General features: G+C 28.7%; 17 protein-coding genes and 1 rRNA gene. 8 read left to right on the plus strand and 10 right to left on the minus strand.

Features of this window, described 5'->3' with window-relative positions:
• Positions 1–77: 77 nt before the first annotated feature.
• The 4 genes from ALANTH_RS09230 to clpS form a co-directional block, all read right to left on the minus strand.
• Positions 78–1,595 (minus strand): 16S ribosomal RNA (locus ALANTH_RS09230).
• 471 nt (positions 1,596–2,066) lie between these two features.
• Positions 2,067–2,558, minus strand: coding sequence for a c-type cytochrome (locus tag ALANTH_RS09235; protein ID WP_026808206.1), 492 nt, complete (start codon positions 2,556–2,558; stop codon positions 2,067–2,069).
• 57 nt (positions 2,559–2,615) lie between these two features.
• A complete protein-coding gene (clpA, locus tag ALANTH_RS09240; protein WP_026808207.1) occupies positions 2,616–4,826 on the minus strand; it encodes an ATP-dependent Clp protease ATP-binding subunit ClpA in 2,211 nt (736 codons plus the stop codon).
• Position 4,827: 1 nt separating this feature from the next.
• Complete coding sequence (gene clpS, locus ALANTH_RS09245; protein WP_026803912.1) at positions 4,828–5,127, minus strand: ATP-dependent Clp protease adapter ClpS; 300 nt, start codon at positions 5,125–5,127, stop codon at positions 4,828–4,830.
• A gap of 72 nt (positions 5,128–5,199) precedes the next feature.
• Between clpS and bioD the strand changes: the two genes are divergently transcribed.
• The 7 genes from bioD to ALANTH_RS09280 all read left to right on the plus strand — a co-directional run bounded on the left by bioD (position 5,200) and on the right by ALANTH_RS09280 (position 14,393).
• Positions 5,200–5,832, plus strand: a complete 633-nt coding sequence (bioD, locus tag ALANTH_RS09250; protein WP_026808208.1) for a dethiobiotin synthase — start codon at positions 5,200–5,202, stop codon at positions 5,830–5,832.
• A gap of 170 nt (positions 5,833–6,002) precedes the next feature.
• A complete protein-coding gene (locus tag ALANTH_RS09255) occupies positions 6,003–7,136 on the plus strand; it encodes an HpcH/HpaI aldolase/citrate lyase family protein (protein ID WP_026803914.1) in 1,134 nt (377 codons plus the stop codon).
• 19 nt (positions 7,137–7,155) lie between these two features.
• Positions 7,156–9,675 (plus strand): aldolase/citrate lyase family protein, encoded by a 2,520-nt coding sequence (locus ALANTH_RS09260; protein WP_026808209.1) that lies wholly within the window; start codon positions 7,156–7,158, stop codon positions 9,673–9,675.
• Between the two features lie 9 nt (positions 9,676–9,684).
• Positions 9,685–10,743 (plus strand): MaoC family dehydratase, encoded by a 1,059-nt coding sequence (locus tag ALANTH_RS09265; protein WP_026808210.1) that lies wholly within the window; start codon positions 9,685–9,687, stop codon positions 10,741–10,743.
• Positions 10,744–10,763: 20 nt separating this feature from the next.
• On the plus strand, positions 10,764–11,747 hold the full coding sequence (locus tag ALANTH_RS09270; RefSeq protein ID WP_026803917.1) for an HpcH/HpaI aldolase/citrate lyase family protein: 984 nt from the start codon (positions 10,764–10,766) through the stop codon (positions 11,745–11,747).
• Positions 11,748–11,920: 173 nt separating this feature from the next.
• The gene (locus ALANTH_RS09275) at positions 11,921–13,417 is read left to right on the plus strand and encodes a fumarate hydratase (protein ID WP_026808211.1); all 1,497 of its coding nucleotides are present in this window, start codon (positions 11,921–11,923) and stop codon (positions 13,415–13,417) included.
• Positions 13,418–13,556: 139 nt separating this feature from the next.
• Positions 13,557–14,393 carry a DUF5718 family protein gene (locus ALANTH_RS09280; protein ID WP_026808212.1) on the plus strand — a complete coding sequence of 279 codons (837 nt, stop codon included), beginning with the start codon at positions 13,557–13,559 and terminating at the stop codon, positions 14,391–14,393.
• Between the two features lie 16 nt (positions 14,394–14,409).
• Here ALANTH_RS09280 and ALANTH_RS09285 read toward each other — a convergent pair whose 3' ends face one another.
• Positions 14,410–17,331, minus strand: coding sequence for a methyl-accepting chemotaxis protein (locus tag ALANTH_RS09285; RefSeq protein WP_026808213.1), 2,922 nt, complete (start codon positions 17,329–17,331; stop codon positions 14,410–14,412).
• Between the two features lie 189 nt (positions 17,332–17,520).
• On the opposite strand from ALANTH_RS09285, the gene mscL reads away from it, so the two are divergent.
• Positions 17,521–17,949: a large conductance mechanosensitive channel protein MscL gene (mscL, locus tag ALANTH_RS09290; protein WP_026803921.1), complete on the plus strand. Its 429-nt coding sequence runs from the start codon at positions 17,521–17,523 to the stop codon at positions 17,947–17,949.
• 13 nt (positions 17,950–17,962) lie between these two features.
• Here mscL and ALANTH_RS09295 read toward each other — a convergent pair whose 3' ends face one another.
• The 5 genes from ALANTH_RS09295 to ALANTH_RS09315 all read right to left on the minus strand — a co-directional run bounded on the left by ALANTH_RS09295 (position 17,963) and on the right by ALANTH_RS09315 (position 23,347).
• Positions 17,963–18,451, minus strand: a complete 489-nt coding sequence (locus ALANTH_RS09295) for a hypothetical protein (RefSeq protein ID WP_026803922.1) — start codon at positions 18,449–18,451, stop codon at positions 17,963–17,965.
• Positions 18,452–18,460: 9 nt separating this feature from the next.
• A complete protein-coding gene (locus ALANTH_RS09300) occupies positions 18,461–18,766 on the minus strand; it encodes a hypothetical protein (RefSeq protein ID WP_026803923.1) in 306 nt (101 codons plus the stop codon).
• Positions 18,763–20,349 (minus strand): PepSY-associated TM helix domain-containing protein, encoded by a 1,587-nt coding sequence (locus ALANTH_RS09305; protein WP_026808214.1) that lies wholly within the window; start codon positions 20,347–20,349, stop codon positions 18,763–18,765. Before ALANTH_RS09305 ends, ALANTH_RS09300 begins: the two co-directional genes overlap by 4 nt.
• A gap of 112 nt (positions 20,350–20,461) precedes the next feature.
• Positions 20,462–22,588, minus strand: coding sequence for a TonB-dependent siderophore receptor (locus ALANTH_RS09310; RefSeq protein ID WP_228133206.1), 2,127 nt, complete (start codon positions 22,586–22,588; stop codon positions 20,462–20,464).
• A gap of 195 nt (positions 22,589–22,783) precedes the next feature.
• Positions 22,784–23,347: a flavin reductase family protein gene (locus ALANTH_RS09315; protein ID WP_026808216.1), complete on the minus strand. Its 564-nt coding sequence runs from the start codon at positions 23,345–23,347 to the stop codon at positions 22,784–22,786.
• Positions 23,348–23,349: the final 2 nt, after the last annotated feature.

A 23,349-nucleotide genomic window follows, 5' to 3' on the forward strand; every position in this document is an offset into this window, starting at 1 on the left:
TTATAAACCGAATATATATTGTTAATTGTTTTTCATTTTTCTATGTATTAAGAAACAAATCTTAATACATTTCTCTGAAAGGAGGTGATCCAACCGCAGGTTCTCCTACGGTTACCTTGTTACGACTTCACCCCAGTCGCTGAATCCACTGTGGAAGGTAGCTACTTTAGCATCCCCGCTTCGAATGAGTTCAACTCCCATGGTGTGACGGGCGGTGAGTACAAGACCCGGGAACGTATTCACCGTAGCATAGCTGATCTACGATTACTAGCGATTCCAACTTCATGTAGTCGAGTTGCAGACTACAATCCGAACTGGGAGATATTTTATAAGATTTGCTCCACATCACTGTATTGCTGCTCTTTGTATATCCCATTGTAGCACGTGTGTAGCCCTGGACGTAAGGGCCATGATGACTTGACGTCATCCTCACCTTCCTCCTACTTGCGTAGGCAGTCTCGTTAGAGTTCTCAGCCGAACTGTTAGCAACTAACGACGAGGGTTGCGCTCGTTGCGGGACTTAACCCAACATCTCACGACACGAGCTGACGACAGCCGTGCAGCACCTGTATGCAAGTTTCTGCAAGCAGACACTAATCTATCTCTAAATCATTCTTACTATGTCAAGTCCAGGTAAGGTTCTTCGTGTATCGTCGAATTAAACCACATGCTCCACCGCTTGTGCGGGTCCCCGTCTATTCCTTTGAGTTTTAATCTTGCGACCGTACTCCCCAGGCGGTACACTTAATGTGTTAACTGCATTACTGCAAGATCTAGTCTCACAACAACTAGTGTACATCGTTTAGGGCGTGGACTACCAGGGTATCTAATCCTGTTTGCTCCCCACGCTTTCGCATCTCAGCGTCAATAATGTTCCAGTAGATCGCCTTCGCAATCGGTATTCCTTCTGATCTCTACGGATTTTACCCCTACACCAGAAATTCCATCTACCTCTCCCACATTCTAGATTAACAGTTTTCAAAGCAGTTCTATAGTTAAGCTATAGGATTTCACTTCAAACTTATCAATCCGCCTACATGCTCTTTACGCCCAGTGATTCCGAGTAACGCTTGCACCCCCCGTATTACCGCGGCTGCTGGCACGGAGTTAGCCGGTGCTTATTCATATAATACCGTCATCATCTTCTTATATAAAAGGAGTTTACGCACCGAAATGTGTCATCCTCCACGCGGCGTTGCTGCATCAGACTTTCGTCCATTGTGCAATATTCCCCACTGCTGCCTCCCGTAGGAGTCTGGACCGTGTCTCAGTTCCAGTGTGACTGATCATCCTCTCAAACCAGTTATGCGTCATTGTCTTGGTAGGCCATTACCCCACCAACTAACTGATACAATACAGGCCAATCTCTTACCAATAAATCTTTCCCTTATAAACTTTTGTTTATAAGGAATATAAGGTATTAGCAAACGTTTCCATTTGTTATCCCTTAGTAAGAGGCATATTACCTATACATTACTCACCCGTGCGCCACTTAGCTGACAACTATAGCAAGCTATAGCCCGTTCTCGTTCGACTTGCATGTGTTAAGCACGCCGCCAGCGTTCACTCTGAGCCAGGATCAAACTCTCCATAAATTATCTATATCTAGTCCATATATCTTACTATATAATCTAAACATATCTTTATAGTGTTTGAAACTGACATATTCTATAATTACTCTTAAAATTATATATCTATCTCTAAACATACTCTCTTATTCGTTAGTTACAAAATTATCACTCAAATTATAGACAAGTTCTTAATCTATACATCATCTCTGACATACAAACTCTCCACTTGTACATTTTTTTTATTTTTTTAACAATCATATATTCGGTTTATAAAGATTACTTCTCTATCACCGTCTTAAACTTTAAAGAACTTTTAACCCTTCTGGTCAAATTGGACGGGAATTATAATAGCTTTTTTTTCCTTTGTCAAGAGTATTGCGCTTAATCTAAGCTTAAATTTTGGAAATTATTGTTTAATATGAATAAAAGTACTAATTTATGGGTTTATTAGTAGATAAAAGAAATTATCTTTTATCTAAATATATTTCTAGAATATTATAATTTTGATATAAAATCTGCTAAAGCTTCGATTTGTTCTGGAGTTTTTGTTTCTACATGTGGTTTCATAATACCTTTCATAACTCCACCATAACTTCCATCTTTATAACCATTTAATGCTTTGATAGTTCTATCTACATCCCAACCAGCTATTGCTTGAGATTTTCCTAAAGCCTCTTTTTCACCTTTAGTACCATGACATGATGCACATGTTTTAAACATTGTTTCAGCATCAACAACTTTTACTTCTTCTATCTTTTCTTCAATATTTATTTCAGGCTTAACTTCAACTGCTTTATCAACTTTTGTTTCAGTAGTTTTTTCATCTACCTTTTTAATTTCTTTTTCTTTTACTTCTTCAACTGGTAGAACAACTTCTTGTTTTATCTCTATTTGAGTCTCTTGTTCTACTTTTTGTTCTTTTTTTTCTTCTGTACAACCAGTTAATAGTAATAATGTTGTTGCAGTTATAATTAAACTTTTTTTCATATCCTACCTTTAATTTTTTATTTGGAATTGTAACAAATAAATTGTAAAATAATTGTGTTATAAACTTTTATACTCAAAAATAAATTCATCTTTAAAGTCTATTTTTACAATTCCACCTTTTTTTAATTTTCCAAATAAAATTTCATCTGTTAAAATATTTTTAATTCTTTCAGAAATTACTCTATTTAAAGGTCTTGCTCCCATTGATTTATCATAACCTAATATTGCTAATTCATCTTTGGCTTTTTTACTAATTTCTATTTTTATCTTTTTATCTTCAAGTTTTTGTTCTAAATCTTCTATAAACTTACCAACAACTTTTGAAACAATTTCTAAAGATAAACTATCAAAAGCAACAACACTATCAAGTCTATTTCTAAATTCAGGAGCAAAAAATTTATTTATTGCTTTATTTTCATTTAATTTATCATTTTTTGCAAAGCCCATAACATTAGCTTCAGTTGCACCTAAATTTGAAGTCATAATTAATATAATATTTTGAAAATCTGCTTTATTCCCACTATTATCAGTCAATTCTGCATTATCCATAACTTGAAGTAAAATAGACATTAGATCTGGATGAGCTTTTTCAATCTCATCAAGTAATAATACAGAATGTGGGTGTTTTCTTATAGCTTCTGTTAAGAGACCACCTTTTTCATATCCTATGTATCCAGCAGGAGCACCTATAAGTCTAGAAATAGTATGAGCTTCCATATATTCACTCATATCCAATCTTTCAAAATGTATACCTAATTGTAAAGACAATTCTCTTGCAACTTCTGTTTTCCCAACTCCGGTAGGACCAGTAAATAAAAAACTTCCTATTGGTTTTTTATCAAGCCCTAATCCAGCTTTATTTCGTTTTATTGCTTGAACTATTGTTGTAATAGCTTTGTCTTGTCCAAAAACTCTTTTTTGTATATTTTTCTCTAAGTTTCTCAATAAAGTCAAATCTGATTTTGTAGCACTTCTTTGTGGAATATGTGCCATTTTAGCAATAACTTCTTCAATATCTTTTGAACTTATTGTAATATTTGTTTCATTTTTTGTTTTTAAAGTTTTTGATAACTCTATTTTTTTAGCTGCTCCAACCTCATCTATTACATCTATTGCACAATCTGGTAAAAATCTATCTTGAATATACTTTTTACTAAGTTCAACTGCACTTATTATTGAACTTTTAGAATATTTTACTTTATGATATTCTTCATATTTTGACTTTAATCCTTCTAAAATTAAAATAGAGTCTTCAACTGATGGTTCATTTATATCAACTTTAGCAAATCTTCTACTAAGTGCTTTATCCTTAGAGAAATCATTTCTAAATTCTGCAAAAGTTGTAGCACCAATACACTTTAATTTTCCATTTGCTAAAAGAGGTTTTAGTATATTTGAAGCATCCATTGCACTTCCACCAACACTTCCAGCACCAACAATGGTATGAATTTCATCTATAAATAGTATTGCATTTGGAATTTTTGAAATCTCTTTGAGTAAAGACTTTAATTTTTTTTCAAAATCTCCTCTATATTTTGTACCAGCAACTAAAGATCCCATATCAAGTGAAAAAACTTTCGATTCTTCTAAAAAAGGAGGAACTTCTTTATTAGCAATTTTCAAAGCTAAACCTTCAGCAATTGCAGTTTTACCAACTCCAGGCTCTCCCACTAAAAGAGGATTGTTTTTCTTTCGTCTTCCAAGAATTTCAATAACTCTTTCTAACTCTTTATCTCTTCCAATAACTGGGTCTATTTGACCTTTTTTTGCAACATTTACAAGTTCACTAGAATTTTGTTCTAAAATTTTATCATTTTCATTAGTATCTTCACTCTTTTCTTCATCATCTTTATGTGAAATTTCTTCTAAAATATCAACTCTTTGAACTCCATATTTTTTTAATAAATATGTAGCATAAGCTTTTTCATCTTTTAAAATTGCAACAAACATATCTTCAACACTTGCATTTTGTTTTCCACTTCCTTGTGCATGTGCAACCATATATTCTATAGTTGAAGATAAAGCTAAAGTTTCTATTGGTTCATCTTTAACATCTTCAGGTAATTTTGGTGTATTTTCATCAATATATTTTTTTAATTCTTCAAATAACTCTTTTGGATTAAGTCCTAAATCTATAAATAATCCTTCAATTGATAAATCATTTATTAACATTAAAAAAATATGTTCTACTGTCAAATACTCATGTTTATTAATCTTTGCATAACCTACAGCTTGTGCAAAGATATGTCTTAATTCTTTACTTATCATATTATTCTTCTTCCATTACAGCTTTTAAAGGAAAGCCTTTATCTCTAGCCATTGTTTTTACTTGTGCAACTTTAGTACTAGCTATTTCATAAGTATAAACTCCACAAAGTCCTTTTCCATTATTATGAACACTTAGCATTATAGCTTCAGCTTCATTTAGATTTTTTCTAAAAACTTTTATCAAAACATCAATTACAAAATCCATAGTTGAATAATCATCATTCAGTAAAAAAACATTATATTTTTTTGGTTCTTGTAACTCTATTTCATCGCTTAATTCTACTTCTATTTCATTGCTCACATTAAACCCTTATAATTTATGATAAAATCATTTTTTAAAAAACGTTGAATTATAACAAAAAAGAGATTATTTATGAAAAATGAGCTAAAACCTTATAAAACTATTTTTATAACTGCTACAAATACAGATGTTGGAAAAACTTATGCTTGTGAGAAATTTTTAAAATATTTTGCTAAGCAAGGATATAAAGTAGGATATTTCAAACCATGTGAAACGGGAGTTATAAATAATAATCCACTTGATGGAAGTAAAATGTTTGAACTTACAAAAAAATTAAATCCAGAATTTCATACATTATCTATTAAAGATATTGTTCCTTATCAATTTGAGCTTCCTGCATCACCTTATGTAGCAAAACAAGATACATTTATAGATATAGAATTTTTAAAAAAGAAAAAAGAGTATCTACAAAAGTTTTGTGATATTTTAATAATTGAAGGTGCTGGAGGATTGTTTGTACCTATAAAAAAAGATTTCTTTATGATTGACTTGATAAAAGAGTTTAATTGTAAAACATTTTTAATAACTCCTTCAAAACTTGGATGTATAAATGACACCCTACTTTCAATAGAAACTTTGAAAAATAAAAACTTAGATTTTGAGTTTTTTATAAATTTATATCAAGATATTGATAGTTTTGAAGAAGTTTCAAAACCATTTTTAATTGATTATTTTGGAAATTTAAACTTTTTACAAGCTATATAGCCCTAAAAACAAGCTTTATCTATAATTATTAGATATAGCTTAAATTTATTTACTATTTTAAAAGATATAAAATTTATTCATTTTAATTTGTGTATAACTTCTGTATTAGTTTTATGTATAATATCTTTTGTATATAAAATGAATTTGTAAAATATAGAAAGGTTGAAAAAATGATGACTTCTGCTATTGATTTATCTAAATTAACAGAAAACGATGATTTAACACCAGTATTAGGTGGTTATTGGCCAGGTATTCAAATATATTACCCACCAATTAAATATAATCCTCTTGATGGTTCTTACGAAACAATGGAACAAGCAAAATTAAGACTTCAAAAACATGCTTATAAAACAAAAGCTCATACAGTTTTATTTGATTTAGAAGATGGCTGTCGACAAAAAGCCATGAGTAGAGAGCTTCTAATTCAAGAGTTACCAAAATTCCCACCTAGAGATTTTCAAATAGCTGTAAGAATAAATCCTTTTAGAACTGAAGAATATGAAGAGGATTTAAAAATGTTAAAACAAATACATCAATATATTGATGTGATAGTTTTAGCAAAAGCTGGAGAAGTTTATGGAAGTGCTGAAATAAGAGACTTATCTTCTTGGTTAGTTTCTATTGGAAGTAAACTTACTATTCAACCAATTGTTGAACACCCAAAATCACTACAGATTGCAGATAGATTAATGGAACATTCAACAGTAAAACATATTGTATTTGGAATTCATGATTTTTCAAAAGCTATGGCATATAAAATAACTCCAAAAGGTTGGATTGATGAGTTACAAACATTCTTTAATATTCTTACAATGGAAGCAAGAATAAAAGGGAAAGGGGTAATTGGAGGAGTTGAAGTTTTACTTACACCACACTCTTTACCTGATAATTGTGTTGAAAAAAAAGATATTAGAAGATGGTTAGATTTACATGGAGATGAAGCTAGTAAGCATGTTTATGCTCATGCATTAAGAGAAAATGCTATGGGATTAACAGGAAAACAAGTTATTACTCCAAATCATATAAATATTTGTAAAGTTGCATTTACTCCATCTCCAAATGAAATTGAGAAAGATGTATCTATTTTAAAAGCTGCACTTGAAGCAGATGCACTTTTAAGTGGTGCTATAAGATATGAAGGTGAGATGTTAGACCCTCCAATGTTTGGAAAATCTTTACAAAATATTTTAAGAGCGTATGCATTAAATAGTTTATCTAAAGAAGATGAATTATTTGCATTATCAGTTCTAAATAAAATGCCTCTACATACATTTAAAGAAAATTGGCCATACGGTCAGCTGTAATATAACAAGGAGTTTTATAATGAGTCAAACAGTTAAATTAGAAGTACCAGAATTTTTAAATATTGGTGTCGCTTGTACAAGCAAACATATAGGTACAAACAAAGAAAATAGTGTAGCTATGATAATTGAAGATGATAAACTTGGTACTGATACAATCACTTATAAAGATTTATCTAAAAAATCAGATCAAGTAGCAAACTTTTTTACAGGTATAGGGTTAGAACCAAGAGATAGAGTTTTGGTTTGTTTAAAAAACTCTTTAGCATATCCAATTTCATTTTTTGGGGTTATGAAAGCAGGAATTATAGCAGTACCTACTTCAACACTTTTAAGTGGAAGTGAAGTTAAATATCTTGCAGAAGATTCTCAAGCAAAAGCTATTGTTATGAGTGCAACTATGTATGAGAATTTAGTTCCATATTTAGAAAATCTTGATAATTTAAAAACTATTGTTGTTGCAGGAGTTGATAGTGTTGAAGATTTTAAAGCACCAAAAGGTATAAATGTTTATGCTTTAAATCAAATATTTAAAAATATAGATGAAACACCAAATCACTACAATTCAAAATCAGGGGAACCTGCTTATTTAGTATATACATCAGGAACAACTGGTTATCCAAAAGGTGTTTTACATTCTCACCGTTCACTAGTAGGAAGAAAACCTGCAACTGATTACTGGTTTAATTTTAAAGAGAATGACAGAATTATGCACTCTGGAAAATTCAATTGGACTTATGTTTTAGGTTCAGCTTTAATGGATCCTTTATATAATGGACATACTGTTATTGCTTATGAGGGGGCAAATGATGCATCAACATGGATTAATTTGATTAAAAAACATGAATGTACAATATTTATTGGAGTTCCAACAATATATAGACAAATTATCCAAAAAACAGATTTTAAACTTGAAGATTGTCCAAGCTTAAGATATTGTATGAGTGCGGGAGAACATTTATCTGATGAAATGCTTGGTCTTTGGAGAGAAAGATTTAAACAAGATATATATGAAGCTATTGGTATGAGTGAATGTTCTTACTATATTTCACACTCTATTTATAATCCTATTCGTCCAGGTAGTGCTGGTTTCCCTCAACCAGGTCATATTGTAAAACTTTTAGATCCTGAAACTTTAGAAGAAGTTGGAGTTGAAGAAGAAGGGATGATTTGTATTGGTGAAGATGATCCAGGATTATTCTTAGAATATTGGCAATTAGAAGAAGAAACAGCAAAATCAAGACATGATGGATATTTCTTTACAGGAGATTATGCAAGACGAGATAAAGATGGTTATATCTGGTTTATAGGAAGAAAAGATGACATTATCAATACATTTGGATTTAGAGTAAGTCCACATGAAATTGAAAGAGTTGTAAAAACTCATCCTGATGTTGCTGATTGTGTTGCTTTTGGTTTAGATATTGAGAAAGATAAAACTTTAGTTGCTATTGCTGTTATTGGACACTCACCAATTAGCAAAGAGAAAGAAGAAGAAATTTTAAAATTCTCTCAAAATAATTTAGCAAAATACAAAGCTCCAAAAAGAATATTTACAATGACAGATTATCCTAGAACAAAAAATGGAAAAGTTCTTAGAAAACAACTAGTAAAAGATTTACATGATTTAGAAAGAGCCGTTGTAAAAGGTGAAGAAATTATTGAATATAAGGCTAGAAGATCAATGATTTTAGTACCAGCGTATAACAAACACAATGTAGAAAAAGCAAAATCTATATTGGCTGATACTGTTATTTTCGATTTAGAAGCTATCTTATCTGAACAAAGAGAAGTAGGACGAGAAACTTTAAAAGAAGTATTTAAAGAGTTTAATTCAAATTTTGGAGAGAGTGAAAGAGTTTTAAGAATAAATAATCTTAGAACAGAAGATATAAAAAAAGATTTAGATTTGGCAAAAGAATTAGAAATAGATGGTTTATTATTTTCTAAAATTGATTCAAAGGAAGATGTGTTAGAAGCAGTTAAATTAATAAATGAAGTAAATCCAAATCTTACACTTATGGTTATGATTGAAACTCCTTTATCTGTTTTAAATATACAAAAAATTTGTGCAGCTAGTCAAAAAGTTGAAGTTGTTGTAGTTGGTTCAAATAAATTAGCAAATAGACTTCAAATAGATATAAAAAGAGGTTCTAAAGCAATTGTTACATATCTATCGCAAATAGCATTAGCTGCTAAAGCTTATGGAAAAACGGTAATAGATGGACCACACTTTGATGTTCATGATGAATTTGCTTGTGAAGACTCTACAAAAGATGCATTTAATTTAGGATTTGATGGAAAATCATTAGTTCATCCAGTACAAATTGAATATATAAATGATATCTTTACTCCAAAACAAAGTGAAGTTGAAGATTATGAAGATATGATTGAAAAATATGAAGAGGCTACAAGAGAAGGTAAAGAAGTTATATTACACAATAACAAACTTGTAGATGCATCAAGAATTAAATGGGCTAGAAAGATGATTAAGTTATATGAAACTTATAAAGCTTTAGGGCAAAATCTATTTAATAAATAAGGAGCAAATGTGTCAAAGATTAATTTTGGTAACTATTTTGAAGATTTTAAAATTGGTCAAAAAATAGTTCATCCACTTCCAAGAACAATTAGTGAGGGAGATGTATCTTTATACATCGCCTTTACTGGTTCAAGATTTGCTTTACACTCTAGTGATGTTGTAGCTAAACAAATTGGATATGAAAAAAGACCAATAGATGATATTTTAATGTTTCATTTAACATTTGGAAAAAGTGTTCAAGATATATCTTTAAATGCTATTGCAAATTTAGGGTATGCTGAAATTTCATTTGCTAATCCTGTCTTTGTAGGAGATACAGTAAGTATGACTTCTACAGTAGTTGGATTAAAAGAGAATTCAAATGGTAAAAGTGGTGTTGTATATGTTCATTCTATAGGAGTAAATCAATATGGAAATGAAGTTTTAAATTTTAAAAGATGGGTTATGGTACATAAAAAAGATCATAATACAAAAACTAGTATAAATGAAGTTCCAACTTTTGAAAAAGCAACACCTATTTTAGATAGTATTAATATTCCAACAATAAAAGTAGTTGATACAGATGCTACTGGAGGTAAATATTTTTTTGAAGATTATGAAGTAGGAGAAAGACTAAACCATCCAGAAGGTATTACAGTAGATAACAGTGATCATACTTTAGCTACAAAACTTTATCAAAATAATGCAAAAGTACACTTCAATGACCATATGATGAAATCAACTCCTATGGGTCAAAGATTAATGTATGGAGGGATTGTTATATCTATGGCAAGAGCAATATCTTTTAATGGACTACAAAATGCTCAATGGGTATATTCAATAAATAGTGGAAGTCATTGTAATCCTACATATGCAGGAGATACAATATATGCTTATACAGAAGTTTTAGAAACAATTAATCATAAAAGAGAAGATTTAGGTCTTTTAAGACTTAGAACTATTGCATTAAAAAATCAAACTCCAAATGAGATTGAAAATGCAAAAGACGAAGATGGTAAATACTTACCAAATGTTATTCTAGATTTGGATTACACGGTTGTAATACCAAAAAAAATTACAAAAAATTAAATTTAAGAAAAGGATAAATTATGACACACCCAAGAGAAGCTTTATTTGAATCTGGTAAATCTTTACCAATTATTCCAACTTGTGAACACTTTGCAGGAAGTGAAAAACTAATCCTAAAAGGTTTTGAAATGCAAAAAAAGTTAGGACCTGTTTTTGATATTACTTGTGATTGTGAAGATGGTGCAGAAACTGGTAAAGAAGTTGAACATGCAAATATGATAGTTAGAGTTGTAAATTCTGATGAAAATCCATATAAAATGGCTGGTACTAGAATACATGACCACTCTCATCCAGATTGGAGACAAGATGTTGATATATTAGTTGCAGGAGCTGGAGAAAATTTAGCTTATATCACTTTACCAAAATCTACTTGTTATGAAGATGCAAAAACTCAAATTGAATATATTCAAAAAGTAGCTAAAGAGTCTGGAATAAAACGAGAGATTCCAATTCACGTTCTAATAGAAACTCATGGAGCATTACAAGATGTTGAAAAAATTGCAACTTTACCTTGGTTACAAGTTTTAGATTTTGGTTTAATGGATTTTGTTTCAGGATACCAAGGAGCAATTCCAGCAATTAATATGAGAAGTCCAGGACAATTTGAACATAGACTTATAGGTGCTGCAAAAGCAAGAGTTGCACAAGCTGCTATTCAAAATTGTGTAATTCCTTGTCATAATGTAACTTTAGACCTAAAAAATCCATATCAAACTTATAAAGATGCAGAAAGAGCAAGAAATGAGTTTGGATTTATGAGAATGTGGTCAATTTATCCAACACAAGTACAAGCTATTGTTGATGCTATGAAACCAGACTTTACAGAACTTGAAGCTGCACAAAATATATTAATAAAAGCTCAAGATGCTGAGTGGGGACCTATTCAATATGATGGAGAATTACACGATAGAGCAACTTATAGATATTTTTGGGAATTAGTTCAAAGAGCTAAATTTTCAGGTGTTAAATTACAAGATATTGTAGAAACAAGATTTTTTTCTTAATATAAAAGATAAAAAAGCTACTCTTTTTTAGTGGGTAGCTTTTTTTATTTTTAATAAGCTTTTCTAAACTAAACAGTTTTGAAAAATATCCTAACATATAGCTTAGAAAAAGCCTATATTTAAAACTGCATTGATATAATTTCAAGGTTCACAAAACAAAAAAAGGAAAACTTATGAGCAAAAAAATTACAGAACAAGATATTATTGATTCGGTTGCATCAGCCTGTCAATACATTTCGTTTTATCATCCTGAAGATTTCGTAAAAGGTATGGTTGAAGCGTATGAAAAAGAACAAAGTGAATCAGCAAAAAATGCTATTGGACAAATTTTAATTAACTCAAAAATGTGTGCTATGGGTCATAGACCCCTTTGTCAAGATACTGGAAGTGTAAATATTTTTGTAAAAATTGGTTTAAAAGCAAATTTAGATTTAACTAGAAATTTAGAAGATGTTTTAAATGAAGGTGTTGCAAAAGGTTATACAGATCCAGATAATACTTTAAGATTTTCAGTTGTATCAGATCCTGCTGGGAAAAGAGTAAATACAAAAAACAATACTCCAGCTGTTATTCATATTTCAACAGATAACTCTGATAAATTAGAGATTACTGTTGCTGCAAAAGGTGGAGGAAGTGAAAATAAATCTAAATTTACTGTTTTAAATCCATCTGATAGTATATATGACTGGGTTATGGCAAACGTAAAAGATATGGGTGCAGGATGGTGTCCTCCAGGTATTTTAGGAATTGGAATTGGTGGAAATCCTGAAAAATCTATGCTTTTAGCAAAAGAATCTTTAATGGGACATGTTGATATTCATGAATTAAAAGCTAGAGGTCCTCAAAATCCACTTGAAGAACTAAGATTAAAACTTTATGAAGATATCAATAAACTAGGAATTGGAGCTCAAGGACTAGGTGGATTAACTACTGTTTTAGATGTTAAAATTTTAGATTATCCATGTCACGCCGCTTCATTACCTGTTGCTATGATTCCAAACTGTGCAGCAACAAGACATATTCATTTTGAATTAGATGGTAATGGAGCAGCCAAATTTGATAAACCTGATTTAGATCTTTGGCCAGATATAGAACTTCCAATGGATACAATAAAAAGAGTTAATATTGAAGATTTAACAAAAGAGAATTTATCACAATTTAAATCTGGAGATACACTTCTTTTATCAGGAAAAATTTTAACTGCACGTGATGCTGCTCATAAAAAAATAGTTGAATATAAAAATGCAGGGAAAGCACTTCCAAATGGAGTAGAATTAAAAGATAGATTTATCTATTATGTAGGACCAGTAGACCCAGTAAAAGGTGAAGTTGTAGGACCTGCTGGACCAACGACATCTACAAGAATGGATAAATTTACAAAAGATATGATGGAAATTGGTATTATGGGAATGATTGGAAAAGGTGAAAGAAAACAACCTACAATTGATTTAATTAAAGAATACAAATCTATCTATCTAATAGCAACTGGTGGAGCTGCATATTTAATAGCTCAATCAATAAAAGGTGCAAAAACTTTAGCATTTGAAGAGCTTGGAATGGAAGCTATTTATGAATTTGAAGTAAAAGATATGCCAGTTACTGTTGCAGTTGATACTGAAGGTAATTCTATTCATACAACAGGTCCAGCAAAATGGAGAACAATTAAATAAAAAATTTACAAAAGGTAACACCTTTTGTAAAAAATATTAAAAATAACTTAATTTAAGGAATTATATCCCTTATTTGACTTTTTTTAATTAAAAACTTAGCTATCATATCACTTCAAAAAAATTGTATTGGAATTATATTATGAATTTACTAGAAGATTTAAAAGATTATTTAGGTTTTGCAGTTGCTGGAAACTTTGCAAGTCATCTAAATGAAGCTGGAGAAGCTGATGAGTTTGCAGTAATAAAAACTAAAGAAAAAGATGCACCAAAAGGAATATTTCCTTTTTATATAAAAGGACACAATAGCTTTTTAGGAACTTATCCATTATGTGATGAAATTGTCTTAACTCATGGAAGAGAAGATGATAAACTCCAAATAGAAGCCGAAGTTGCACTAATTTGTGATTTTGTATATGAAAATGAAAAAATTATCGATATTATACCTAAGTATTTTACAGCATTTAATGACTGCTCACTTAGATTTCAAGATGGAAATAAGTTAAGTACAAAAAAGAATTGGGGAGAAAAAACAAAAGGAATTTCTCAAGATATTATCCCTATTGATAATTTTACAGAACAAGGTGTTTTAAGTAAATATCATATTTCTTCTTTTATAAAACGAGATGGAATAGTTTATGATTATGGAACTACAAGTGCTGTAAAATCTTATAGCTATTTTTTCACTAAACTAAAAGATTGGATGGTTGATATTTTGAATTGCCAAGAAGATTGTGGTCCACTTGAAGAGTTAGGGCAATTCTTAAAATATGCACAAAATTCAAAAGGTATTTTAATAGCTGCTGGAGCAACAGCATATACAGATTTTGGTAAAAAAAATTTTTTAAAAAAAGGTGATGAAATTTTTGTATATGTTTATAATGCTCGTGCTCATAGTTTTCAAGATATTATGAATGATATGTGTGGAAAAGACATATATTTAGGTCAGTGTTCAAAACTTCATCAATTTGTAAAATAGTAAAAAATAGCTTAGGCTATTTTTTATTTATTTTTGATTCAAGATATAAAATATCATTTAAACTATCAAAAACTTGTATAGTACTATCTTCTATTTGACTTGCTATTTTTCTTAAAACTTGATTTTCTACTTTACTTGCATTTTGACTTACATATTCTTGTAACATTTTATGCATATTTTCATGATTAAGCTTTAGCTTTTGCCATTTCTCATCTTTTACAAAAGCTTCGTTCCTATTTTCACAATTAACTATCCATTTTCCTAAGTTACAAATTTTACAACTATCTACCATACAATCTTCAAAAGTATCTAAAGTTTTAAAATATCTTTTTTTAAAGTTGATATGATCATTTTTATAACTAGATATATATTTTATTAAATCTACATTTTCAACCATATCATAATACTTTTCATCTATTTTTGAAGCAGATGTAATTTGTAGTAATTTATCTGATAAATTTGATACTTCATTTGATAATTTATCAATATTTGATGCTGTCTGAGCATTTTCTTGTATTGCAAAATCTAGTTTTGAAACTGTTTCGTTTATCTGAATAATTCCTGATTCTTGCTCTTTACTAAATAAAGTTACATTATGAATAATATCTTTTGTTTGTAATATTTTTGAAGTTAAATTTTCATATCCCTTTATCATAGTATCTGCTATCATTTTTCCATCATTTGTTTCTAGATTTGCACTCTCTACTAAATCTTTTATCTCTTTTGCAGCATTTGCACTTTTATTTGCTAACTCTCTTACTTCACTAGCAACAACAGCAAATCCTTTTCCCACTTCTCCAGCTGTTGCTGCTTCTACTGCTGCATTTAAGCTCAGTATATTTGTTTGAAATGCTATTTGATCAATTACTGTTATAGCTTCATTTATAGCTTTTACTTTTTTACTTATTTCATCCATTGAGTTAAAAGTTTGAGTTGCAGATTTACTACCTTGATTTACAGCACTATTCAATTCATCTGCAATATATTTCATTTTATTCATATTTTCATTATTCTTTTTTAAATTTTGTGTTATCTCTTCAAGAGATAAAGAAGTCTGTTTTAAAGATATAGCTTGATTTGATGATGAAATTGCTAATTCATTTGATGAATTTGTCAATATTTTTGTATTCTCTTCTAGTTTTTTACCAGCATTTGTTATCATCGCTATTAATTGAGAAGATGATTGTCCTAATAATATTGTAGAATTACAAAGTATCCCAAAATCTCCATACATACCTTTTGTATGAACCTCGTCTAGCTTAAATTGATAGTTTCCTTCACTATATTGACTTAATAATAAATTTAAACTATCTATTTTCAGTCTTGTTCTATCTAGCATTTTATTTATTATTTCTACTAAAGTCTTTAACTCTTTTGTAGATGGTTTAGCTTTTATAGAATATTCAAAAAATCCATTATTAACTTTTCCCATAATATCTGCTATTTCAAGAATAGCTTGCTTATCATTTTCTGTAATTTTCTCTATTTTTAAAACTTGTGTATTCATATTCTTTGTCATTAAAGCAAATTCATCTTTACCTTCTAATTTATTTAGCTTTATTTCATCTTTTTCTTTCATTGAATAAGAAAAAAATTCTTCTAAATTTTTTTCAAATTTTTTAATAGATTTTGTAACATTACTCGTCATTATCATAATTACAAGAAAAATCAATAAAGTAAGAACTATTAAAGAAATAAAAAATAGTAGTATTTGATTGTCTGAATTTTTCACATTTATATCAATAAAAGCTAATGTATCATTTACAATTTTTTCTTTTATATCTTCTAGTATCTCTATTTTCTTAGAAGAACTATCTTCCCAATCTTCAATGTTTGCTCCATAAATATGTTTTGATAAATATTCTAAAGCTTTTAAAGTTTTTAAATCTAACTCTTTAGTATCTTCTAAATACTCACTATTAAATGACTTTGCCATATAAATATCAATTGCATTTTGAATATCAGTTAAGAGTTCTTTTTCTTCATTTGAATATTCTAATTTTTGATAATCTTTTATTGCTCTTAAAATCTTTGTATGATTTCTTTGTATTTGATTTAAAATATTCTCATCACTTGTTAGTATAAAGTCTTTATATAGATGAATTAATCCTCCATATCCCAAAGCATCTTTTATAGTATTTATCAAACTCTCTTTTTCTATTTTTAAAAAAATTACTCTTCTTGAATTTTCAATATTTTTAAAAATACTATCTTCAAATTTTTTATAAAAATAATCTAATTGTTCTTTTGTTAAATTTCCTTTTAATTCATTTATATCTGAATCTTGAAAAATTAATAAAGAGATAAAACTATTATAATCTTTATTTGAAATAATATTATAATTAAAAATATTTTTTATTAAATCTTTTTCCTTATATGTTTTTTCTATAATACTTATAATTGAGATATATGTTTGTGAAGCTTTTAATAGCTCTTTACTTTTTGAATATACTAATAATTCATCAAAAAAAGACATTAAAGTTATGATAACTTCATTATAAAAATTTTCTAAAGTTTTACTATCTAAACTTAATTCTATTGCACTTGCTCGTTTCTCATCTATAAAGGCTAAACTCTTTTTTAATACTTCAAATTTTTCTAAAAGTATTTTGTCTTTTTTTATCAATTCAAAATTATTTATAAAATCTTCTAACTCTTTTTGTGTACTAATACTAGATTTTATCTGTTTCTCAAACTCATCTTTATTTATTTCTTCTCCATAATTTTTTATATATAAAACTGCTAATTCTCTCTCTTTTTGTAGTTGTTTAAGAAGTTTTGAAAGTTCAACTGTAAAATCTATATAACTAGATGTTTTATTCATATCTACAACTCTCTCAAATTTTTCAAAAATCAAAACAGAAGAGAGCATAAAAATTGCCATCATTGGTAAAACTAATATTAAAAAGATTTTATTCCTTAATTTTAAATTGCTCATTTGCCTTTCCCCAATTTATATTTTTGGCAATTTACTATTTATTTTATAAATAGGTGTTTATATAAAGTTTCCTTGTTATTGAGATGTAATTTAGGGATTATTTATTGATTATTTTGTAAGAAAATAATAATATTTATTTTTTATAAACCTATTTTTAAATATAATTTAAAAAAATTTAAAAGGATAAAAATGTTTAAAGAATTTAAGAAATTTCTTATATCTGGAAATGTAGTTGATATGGCAATAGGTTTTATATTTGGTGCAGCATTTGCAACATTTGTAAAATCTATGGTAGAAAATATAATAATGCCTCCTATTGGACTTTTACTTGGAAGAGTTGATTTTTCTCAATTATTTATCCCATTAGATGGAAACTCTTATGCCAATCTTGCAGCTTTAGAAGCAGCTGGTGCACCTGCTATAAAATTTGGTGTATTTATGAATGATACAATTTCATTTATAATTTTAGGGTTTGTTGTATTTATGTTTATAAAATCTTATAATAAACTAAAAGGTGAAAAGGAAGAAGCACCAAAAACAAAAACTTGTTGTGATTGTGCTATGGATATTCCAGTTGCTGCAAAAAAATGTGGATATTGTGGGAATAATGCAGTTTAATTAAAAGAGAGTATTAACTTTCTTTTAATTGAGATAATAATTTATTAGTATTTTTATGACTAAAATAAATAGCTAGTAAAAATGCTAATAAACACAAACTAAAAAATGTTATAGTTAAACTATCCCATTTAGGAATAATACTTTCAGCTTTTTTTACTGGTTTCTTATTTGATACATTTTGTTTTACTTCCTCTTTAAATCCCTCTATTGGAGGAATTCCAGCTTTTATCAAACTATGACCACTTCCACCATCAAGTACAACTCTATATGGCTCTTTTGGTATTTCAACTATTACTTCTTGTGATTCTGGAAGTCTTTGTTGGAAAAGAATATCACCACTTACTAAACTTTCTAATCTAACTAATGCCCCTGCAACAGAATCACCAGTATCAAACTCTCCTGCAACTGTAATAGTATTATCTTTATTATCTTCAACTATTAATATTAGTTCATGAGAATACAAACTAAAAGCTAATGCTAAAAGCATAAATATTTTTTTCATCTTTTTTCCTTAAATATTAAAAAGTATTATTAATGCAATTATTAATACTAAACTTGGAACAATACATCTTAAAAGTGCAACATATTTACTAGCACTTAAACTAATCCACAAAGCAATCAATGCCCAAACTGAACCATCTATTATAATAATTGCCAATGTGATATCTTCTTTACCTATAGGAACTATTGTTACAAGCAAAGCCATTGCTAACAAAGTTACAATTAATCCACCAATAATTGAACATAAGATTCTAAACAATCCTATTTTCTTACCACTTCTTTCGGGTACTTTTAAATTACGAATATAGTTTCTCATTTAACACCTCTTGAAGTCCAGAATTCTTGTATTTTATCTCTTTGTATTGGTAATTTATAAGCAATTATCAATAGTATTAAACCAAATAATATTAAACCTATATCCATAGCTAATACTACATAAACTCCTTCATTTAAAAGTCTAATAGGATTAAATCCACTATTAATAAAATGAATTATTGAGCTTAATATAAACAATATACCACCTAAATATAAAAACTCTTTAGCTGTTTGATAAGAGTTTAATCTATAAAAAGAGTAAGTAAAAGTAAAACACCAAAAAGTAGCAAACAATCCTTTTGTAATTAGAACTTTATTTTCCATATCTAAAGGAAGCAACCATTGAAGAACAAATAATACTCCAGTTGCAGGAATAACACCTAACATAACTGCAAGTGATAGTTTTCCAAAGCCTTGATAAACTGGAATATTAGTAGGAAACTTTCTAGCTCTTTTTTCTAAATATAATAAATTTCCAAATCCAATAGCTAAAGTTGTAATAAGCATTATAAAAAATACTACCATTCTAGTAATATCATCAACACTAAAAAGTAGATGAATATAGTTTATAGTATCATAGAATATTGAACCCCATCTTTTATCTAATACTTTTTGTTCACTTATCAAACTTCCATCTACACCACTTAGAATTACATTTGGTAAATTTGAAAGTCCATTTAAAAATGGCATATATGGATTATATCCTTCAAACTTTACTACAGAAGTTGAATCTTGCCAATTTGTAAGTTTTATTCTATAAAAATTTAGTTCAGGTGCTATACTTTGAGCTTTTTTTAATAACTCATTTATTGAAAGCATTTCTACTACTTCACCTATTTTTTCTATTTTGGGATCTTGAGGATGAATTGCTGGAAATATAAATTTACCAACTTCTTTTATCTCTCCTTTTGTGGCAACAGTTGTCATCAATGGAGCAGTTTTCTTACCTAAATTCATAAAAACACCACTTATTACAATAATTAAAAATGGTGCAATTGTCCAAAGAAGTATTTTTCTATGCCATTTTGAAAATGTCCCTGTTTGACTAGAAGTACTATCTCTATAATTTATTATAATTATTTGAATTAACCCACCAACTATTAAGAATACTCCTGCAACAGCCATAAACCCAAAAATATACCAACCAAATTCACCAAATAATCTTCCATAGTGTAAGTAGTTTAGAAAGTTTGCAAGTTCAAAGACTCCATCATCTTTTTTTAATTCTAAAGTTGTATTTGGATCAAATATTTTTGGTTCAACAAATTGTGTAGATACTTTTAAAGTTGGATCTTTCATATATCCTGGTAGTGATATTGTAATTGGATTATTTTTTGGAAAATCTGAATCTTCTAAAACTTGATTTAAAATCTTATCATAATCTATAGTAGAAGTATTTGTCATTTTTATATGAGTTATTGGTTTCTCCCAATTATTTATATATGGAAGTAAAATTGCAAATATTCCAAAAAATAGTGCTATATACATTAAAAATGAAAAACTTATCCCTATTGCAACATGTACTCTTTGTAATCTTTGATTAAAAAGCCTCTTCTCTTCTTGTTTACTTAATCGCTCTATCATATTTATACTCTTTTATCCTTTTATATAAATCAAAAAATCTCATCCCCAAAATTTATATCTTGGAAATGAGATCTCTTATCCCTCTTTTTCTCTATTTTATTTTTATATTCTTTTAGAATTTATAGTTTAAAGATAAAGTATAATTTCTTTCAGCTCCCCAAGCTTGTGAACCTCCAGTATTTAATAAATATTCTTCATCAAATAAATTATTTGCATTTAATATAACACTAAAATCTTTTTTAATATCATATTTTGCCATTGCATTTACAATAGTATAAGAATCTTGTTTATTTAAACTACTAGTATTATTAGTTGAACTATGAATTTCACTTTGCCAGTTAACTCCTCCACCAACAGTTAACTTATTATATTTATATGTAGTAAAAAATTTCAGAGTTTGTTTAGGCACTTCTCCAGTTCTTAATCTATCTTTATTTTTATCTTTTGCATCAGTATATGTATATCCACCTGATATATTCCAGTTTGGTAAAAGTTCTCCAGATACAGTTAAGTCCCAACCTTTTATTTTTACTCCATCCTCACTTTTAAAAGCAGTATTTCCTTCTGGAGTTAAATTTGGAGTATCAGAAACAGCTAAATTATCTTGTTTTGTCATAAAGTAAGCAATACTTGTATTTAATTTTCCATCATAGAATTCTGAATTTAAACCAAATTCTACTGTATTTCCCTCTTCTGGATCAAGATAGTTTCCACTTGTATCTTTTGCTGTAGAAGTTGGATTAAAAATAGATGTATAACTAGCATAAGTAGCAAAATTCTCATTTATATCATAAACTAATCCTAAATAAGGAGTAAATTCAGCATTATACTTTTGAGTTTGTTGTGTTGCAGTACCCTTATTAATTACTCTTTCAAAATTAGATATTCTTCCTCCTAAAATAAAATGTAAAGGATCAGATAATTCTAAATTTAAAGCGGCAAAAGCACCAATTTGTTTTTCATCGAAAACATATCTATTTTTTGTTGTCGGCATTATTGGTTTATTTGCAACATGTCCATTCCATCCATTTATATCAACTGTAAATGGTGTTCTAACTTCTGCTGGATCATCTGTTTTAGATTGATGCCCATTTACTCCAAATGATAATTTATGTATTCTTCCAAATAAATTAAAATCTCCATTTGCATATAAATCAATAGAATGTGTCTCAGGAGTACGCTCTACATATCCCATTTGTCCACCCATTTTTCCTGAAGTATAAGAAAAAGAACTTGAACCTGCAACTGCATAAAGTCTTTCTGTATTTGTTTTTGAATATGAATATCCTCCAACTGCTTTCCAATCATTACTAAAATAATGTTCTAATCCTAAAGAAACATTTAATCTCTCAATATCAGTATATGTAAAATCGGCAGCCGCATTATCATGTCTTCCAAAAGTTATCTGTTTCTGAGGAGGATTATCATTAGTTACAGAACTAAATCCATGAGGAGAAGCATTATCTACATTTGTTTTTTGATATGTTAAAGATGTTGTTAAAAGAGTATTATCAGATAAATTAAAATCTAAAGCTCCATATATTAAACTATTTTCTTTATTATATCTATCTTGTTGACTTCCACCTTCTCCATAAGAAGCAACCAATCTTCCTCTTATACTATCATTTGAATTTAGCCCACCAGAGATATCTATTGTTCCTTTATAAGTATCCCAACTTCCATAAGATACTTTAGCATCCCCTTGAAACTCTTTTGTAGGTTTCTTTCTAACATAATTTATACTTGCACTTGGATTTCCAGCTCCATTTGTAAGACCAGTTGAACCTCTTATAATTTCGATTCTATCATAAATAGCAGTATCTTCTAATCCTACAAAACCATTAAATCTACCAATATTTATCTCTGATGATGGCATACCATCTCTTTGGAAATTAGTAATTGATGTACCTCTTGCATAATAAGATGTATATCCAGCTCCAAATTGTCCGAATTGAGTCAACGTTACTCCAGGAGTTTGAGTTAAAACATCATTTAAATCTTGAAGATTTTGTTCTTGTATTTGTTTTTGTGTCATAACTGTTATTGATTGAGGAGTTTCTTTTAAAGACATATCAAGTTTTGCTGCTGAACTTGTCTCTTTAATTGTATAAGTAGTAGTTTGGTTTGTCTCACTTACCGTAATCTCATCTAGTTTCGCTTCATTTGCATTTGATAGTGTTACACCAGCACTACAAACTAGGAGTGCTGTTGCAACTGTTTTAGCCATTTTGATTTTCATCATTTTCCTTTCTTTTTTGTTTTTTAGATTAAAATTTCGATAAATTTTAGGAGGTTTTATCTTATTTTAGCAATTTGATAATCAGTATGAAAATTATCAAAAAGTAAACGAAATATTAATCAAATAAACTTAAAAGAATATAAAACTAATAACAATTATTATATAGTAGATATAAACTAGAAAATACTATCTAGTTTATAAATCAATCATAGCTTTAAAAGTAACCCCTACTCTTCCTATACTTTCAATATTTGTATGGTTTCTTTCATTTATTCTTCCATCTTCAATGTATTGAAAATTTATTTTTAAAATAATAGGTGTTGTATCGCCAGCAATTTTGTACGTATCAAAGTATTCACAAAAAAGTGCTGTTTGAGTAGAGCTAATTATTGGAGGATAATCTTCTAATTCTCTTTTTACTTCAATTTCAAACTTTTCTATTTCACTTTCATCTTTTGCAAGTTGATTAGCACATTTTTGTACTTGCTCAACATTAGATTTATTTGGAAAACAAATAGTTGCTTTTTTTGCTTTTAAAATATTTGCTAATGTATCTTTAGGGCTACCATCATCTTTTTTTCCAATAGCCACAATTACCAAAGCTGGGTTTGTAGAAATAGGAATAAAATAAGAAAATGGAGCAGCATTTAAAATTCCATTATCCTCTGTAACAATCCAAGCTATTGGTCTTGGAATTATACTACCAGACATTATTTTATATCTATTTAACTCATTTATATTTTCATAATCTAAAATCATTC

This window comes from Aliarcobacter lanthieri (genome assembly GCF_013201625.1).
Lineage (GTDB): Bacteria > Campylobacterota > Campylobacteria > Campylobacterales > Arcobacteraceae > Aliarcobacter > Aliarcobacter lanthieri.

Excerpts from the sequence above, each read along its gene's own strand:
- ALANTH_RS09300 (WP_026803923.1), bottom strand. The coding sequence starts at position 18,766 with ATGAGAAACTATATTCGTAATTTAAAAGTACCCGAAAGAAGTGGTAAG.
- mscL (WP_026803921.1), top strand. The coding sequence starts at position 17,521 with ATGTTTAAAGAATTTAAGAAATTTCTTATATCTGGAAATGTAGTTGAT.
- ALANTH_RS09235 (WP_026808206.1), bottom strand. The coding sequence starts at position 2,558 with ATGAAAAAAAGTTTAATTATAACTGCAACAACATTATTACTATTAACT.
- bioD (WP_026808208.1), top strand. The coding sequence starts at position 5,200 with ATGAAAAATGAGCTAAAACCTTATAAAACTATTTTTATAACTGCTACA.
- ALANTH_RS09275 (WP_026808211.1), top strand. The coding sequence starts at position 11,921 with ATGAGCAAAAAAATTACAGAACAAGATATTATTGATTCGGTTGCATCA.
- ALANTH_RS09310 (WP_228133206.1), bottom strand. The coding sequence starts at position 22,588 with ATGAAAATCAAAATGGCTAAAACAGTTGCAACAGCACTCCTAGTTTGT.
- ALANTH_RS09285 (WP_026808213.1), bottom strand. The coding sequence starts at position 17,331 with ATGAGCAATTTAAAATTAAGGAATAAAATCTTTTTAATATTAGTTTTA.
- ALANTH_RS09260 (WP_026808209.1), top strand. The coding sequence starts at position 7,156 with ATGAGTCAAACAGTTAAATTAGAAGTACCAGAATTTTTAAATATTGGT.
- ALANTH_RS09270 (WP_026803917.1), top strand. The coding sequence starts at position 10,764 with ATGACACACCCAAGAGAAGCTTTATTTGAATCTGGTAAATCTTTACCA.
- ALANTH_RS09295 (WP_026803922.1), bottom strand. The coding sequence starts at position 18,451 with ATGAAAAAAATATTTATGCTTTTAGCATTAGCTTTTAGTTTGTATTCT.
- ALANTH_RS09305 (WP_026808214.1), bottom strand. The coding sequence starts at position 20,349 with ATGATAGAGCGATTAAGTAAACAAGAAGAGAAGAGGCTTTTTAATCAA.
- ALANTH_RS09315 (WP_026808216.1), bottom strand. The coding sequence starts at position 23,347 with ATGATTTTAGATTATGAAAATATAAATGAGTTAAATAGATATAAAATA.
- ALANTH_RS09280 (WP_026808212.1), top strand. The coding sequence starts at position 13,557 with ATGAATTTACTAGAAGATTTAAAAGATTATTTAGGTTTTGCAGTTGCT.
- clpA (WP_026808207.1), bottom strand. The coding sequence starts at position 4,826 with ATGATAAGTAAAGAATTAAGACATATCTTTGCACAAGCTGTAGGTTAT.
- ALANTH_RS09255 (WP_026803914.1), top strand. The coding sequence starts at position 6,003 with ATGATGACTTCTGCTATTGATTTATCTAAATTAACAGAAAACGATGAT.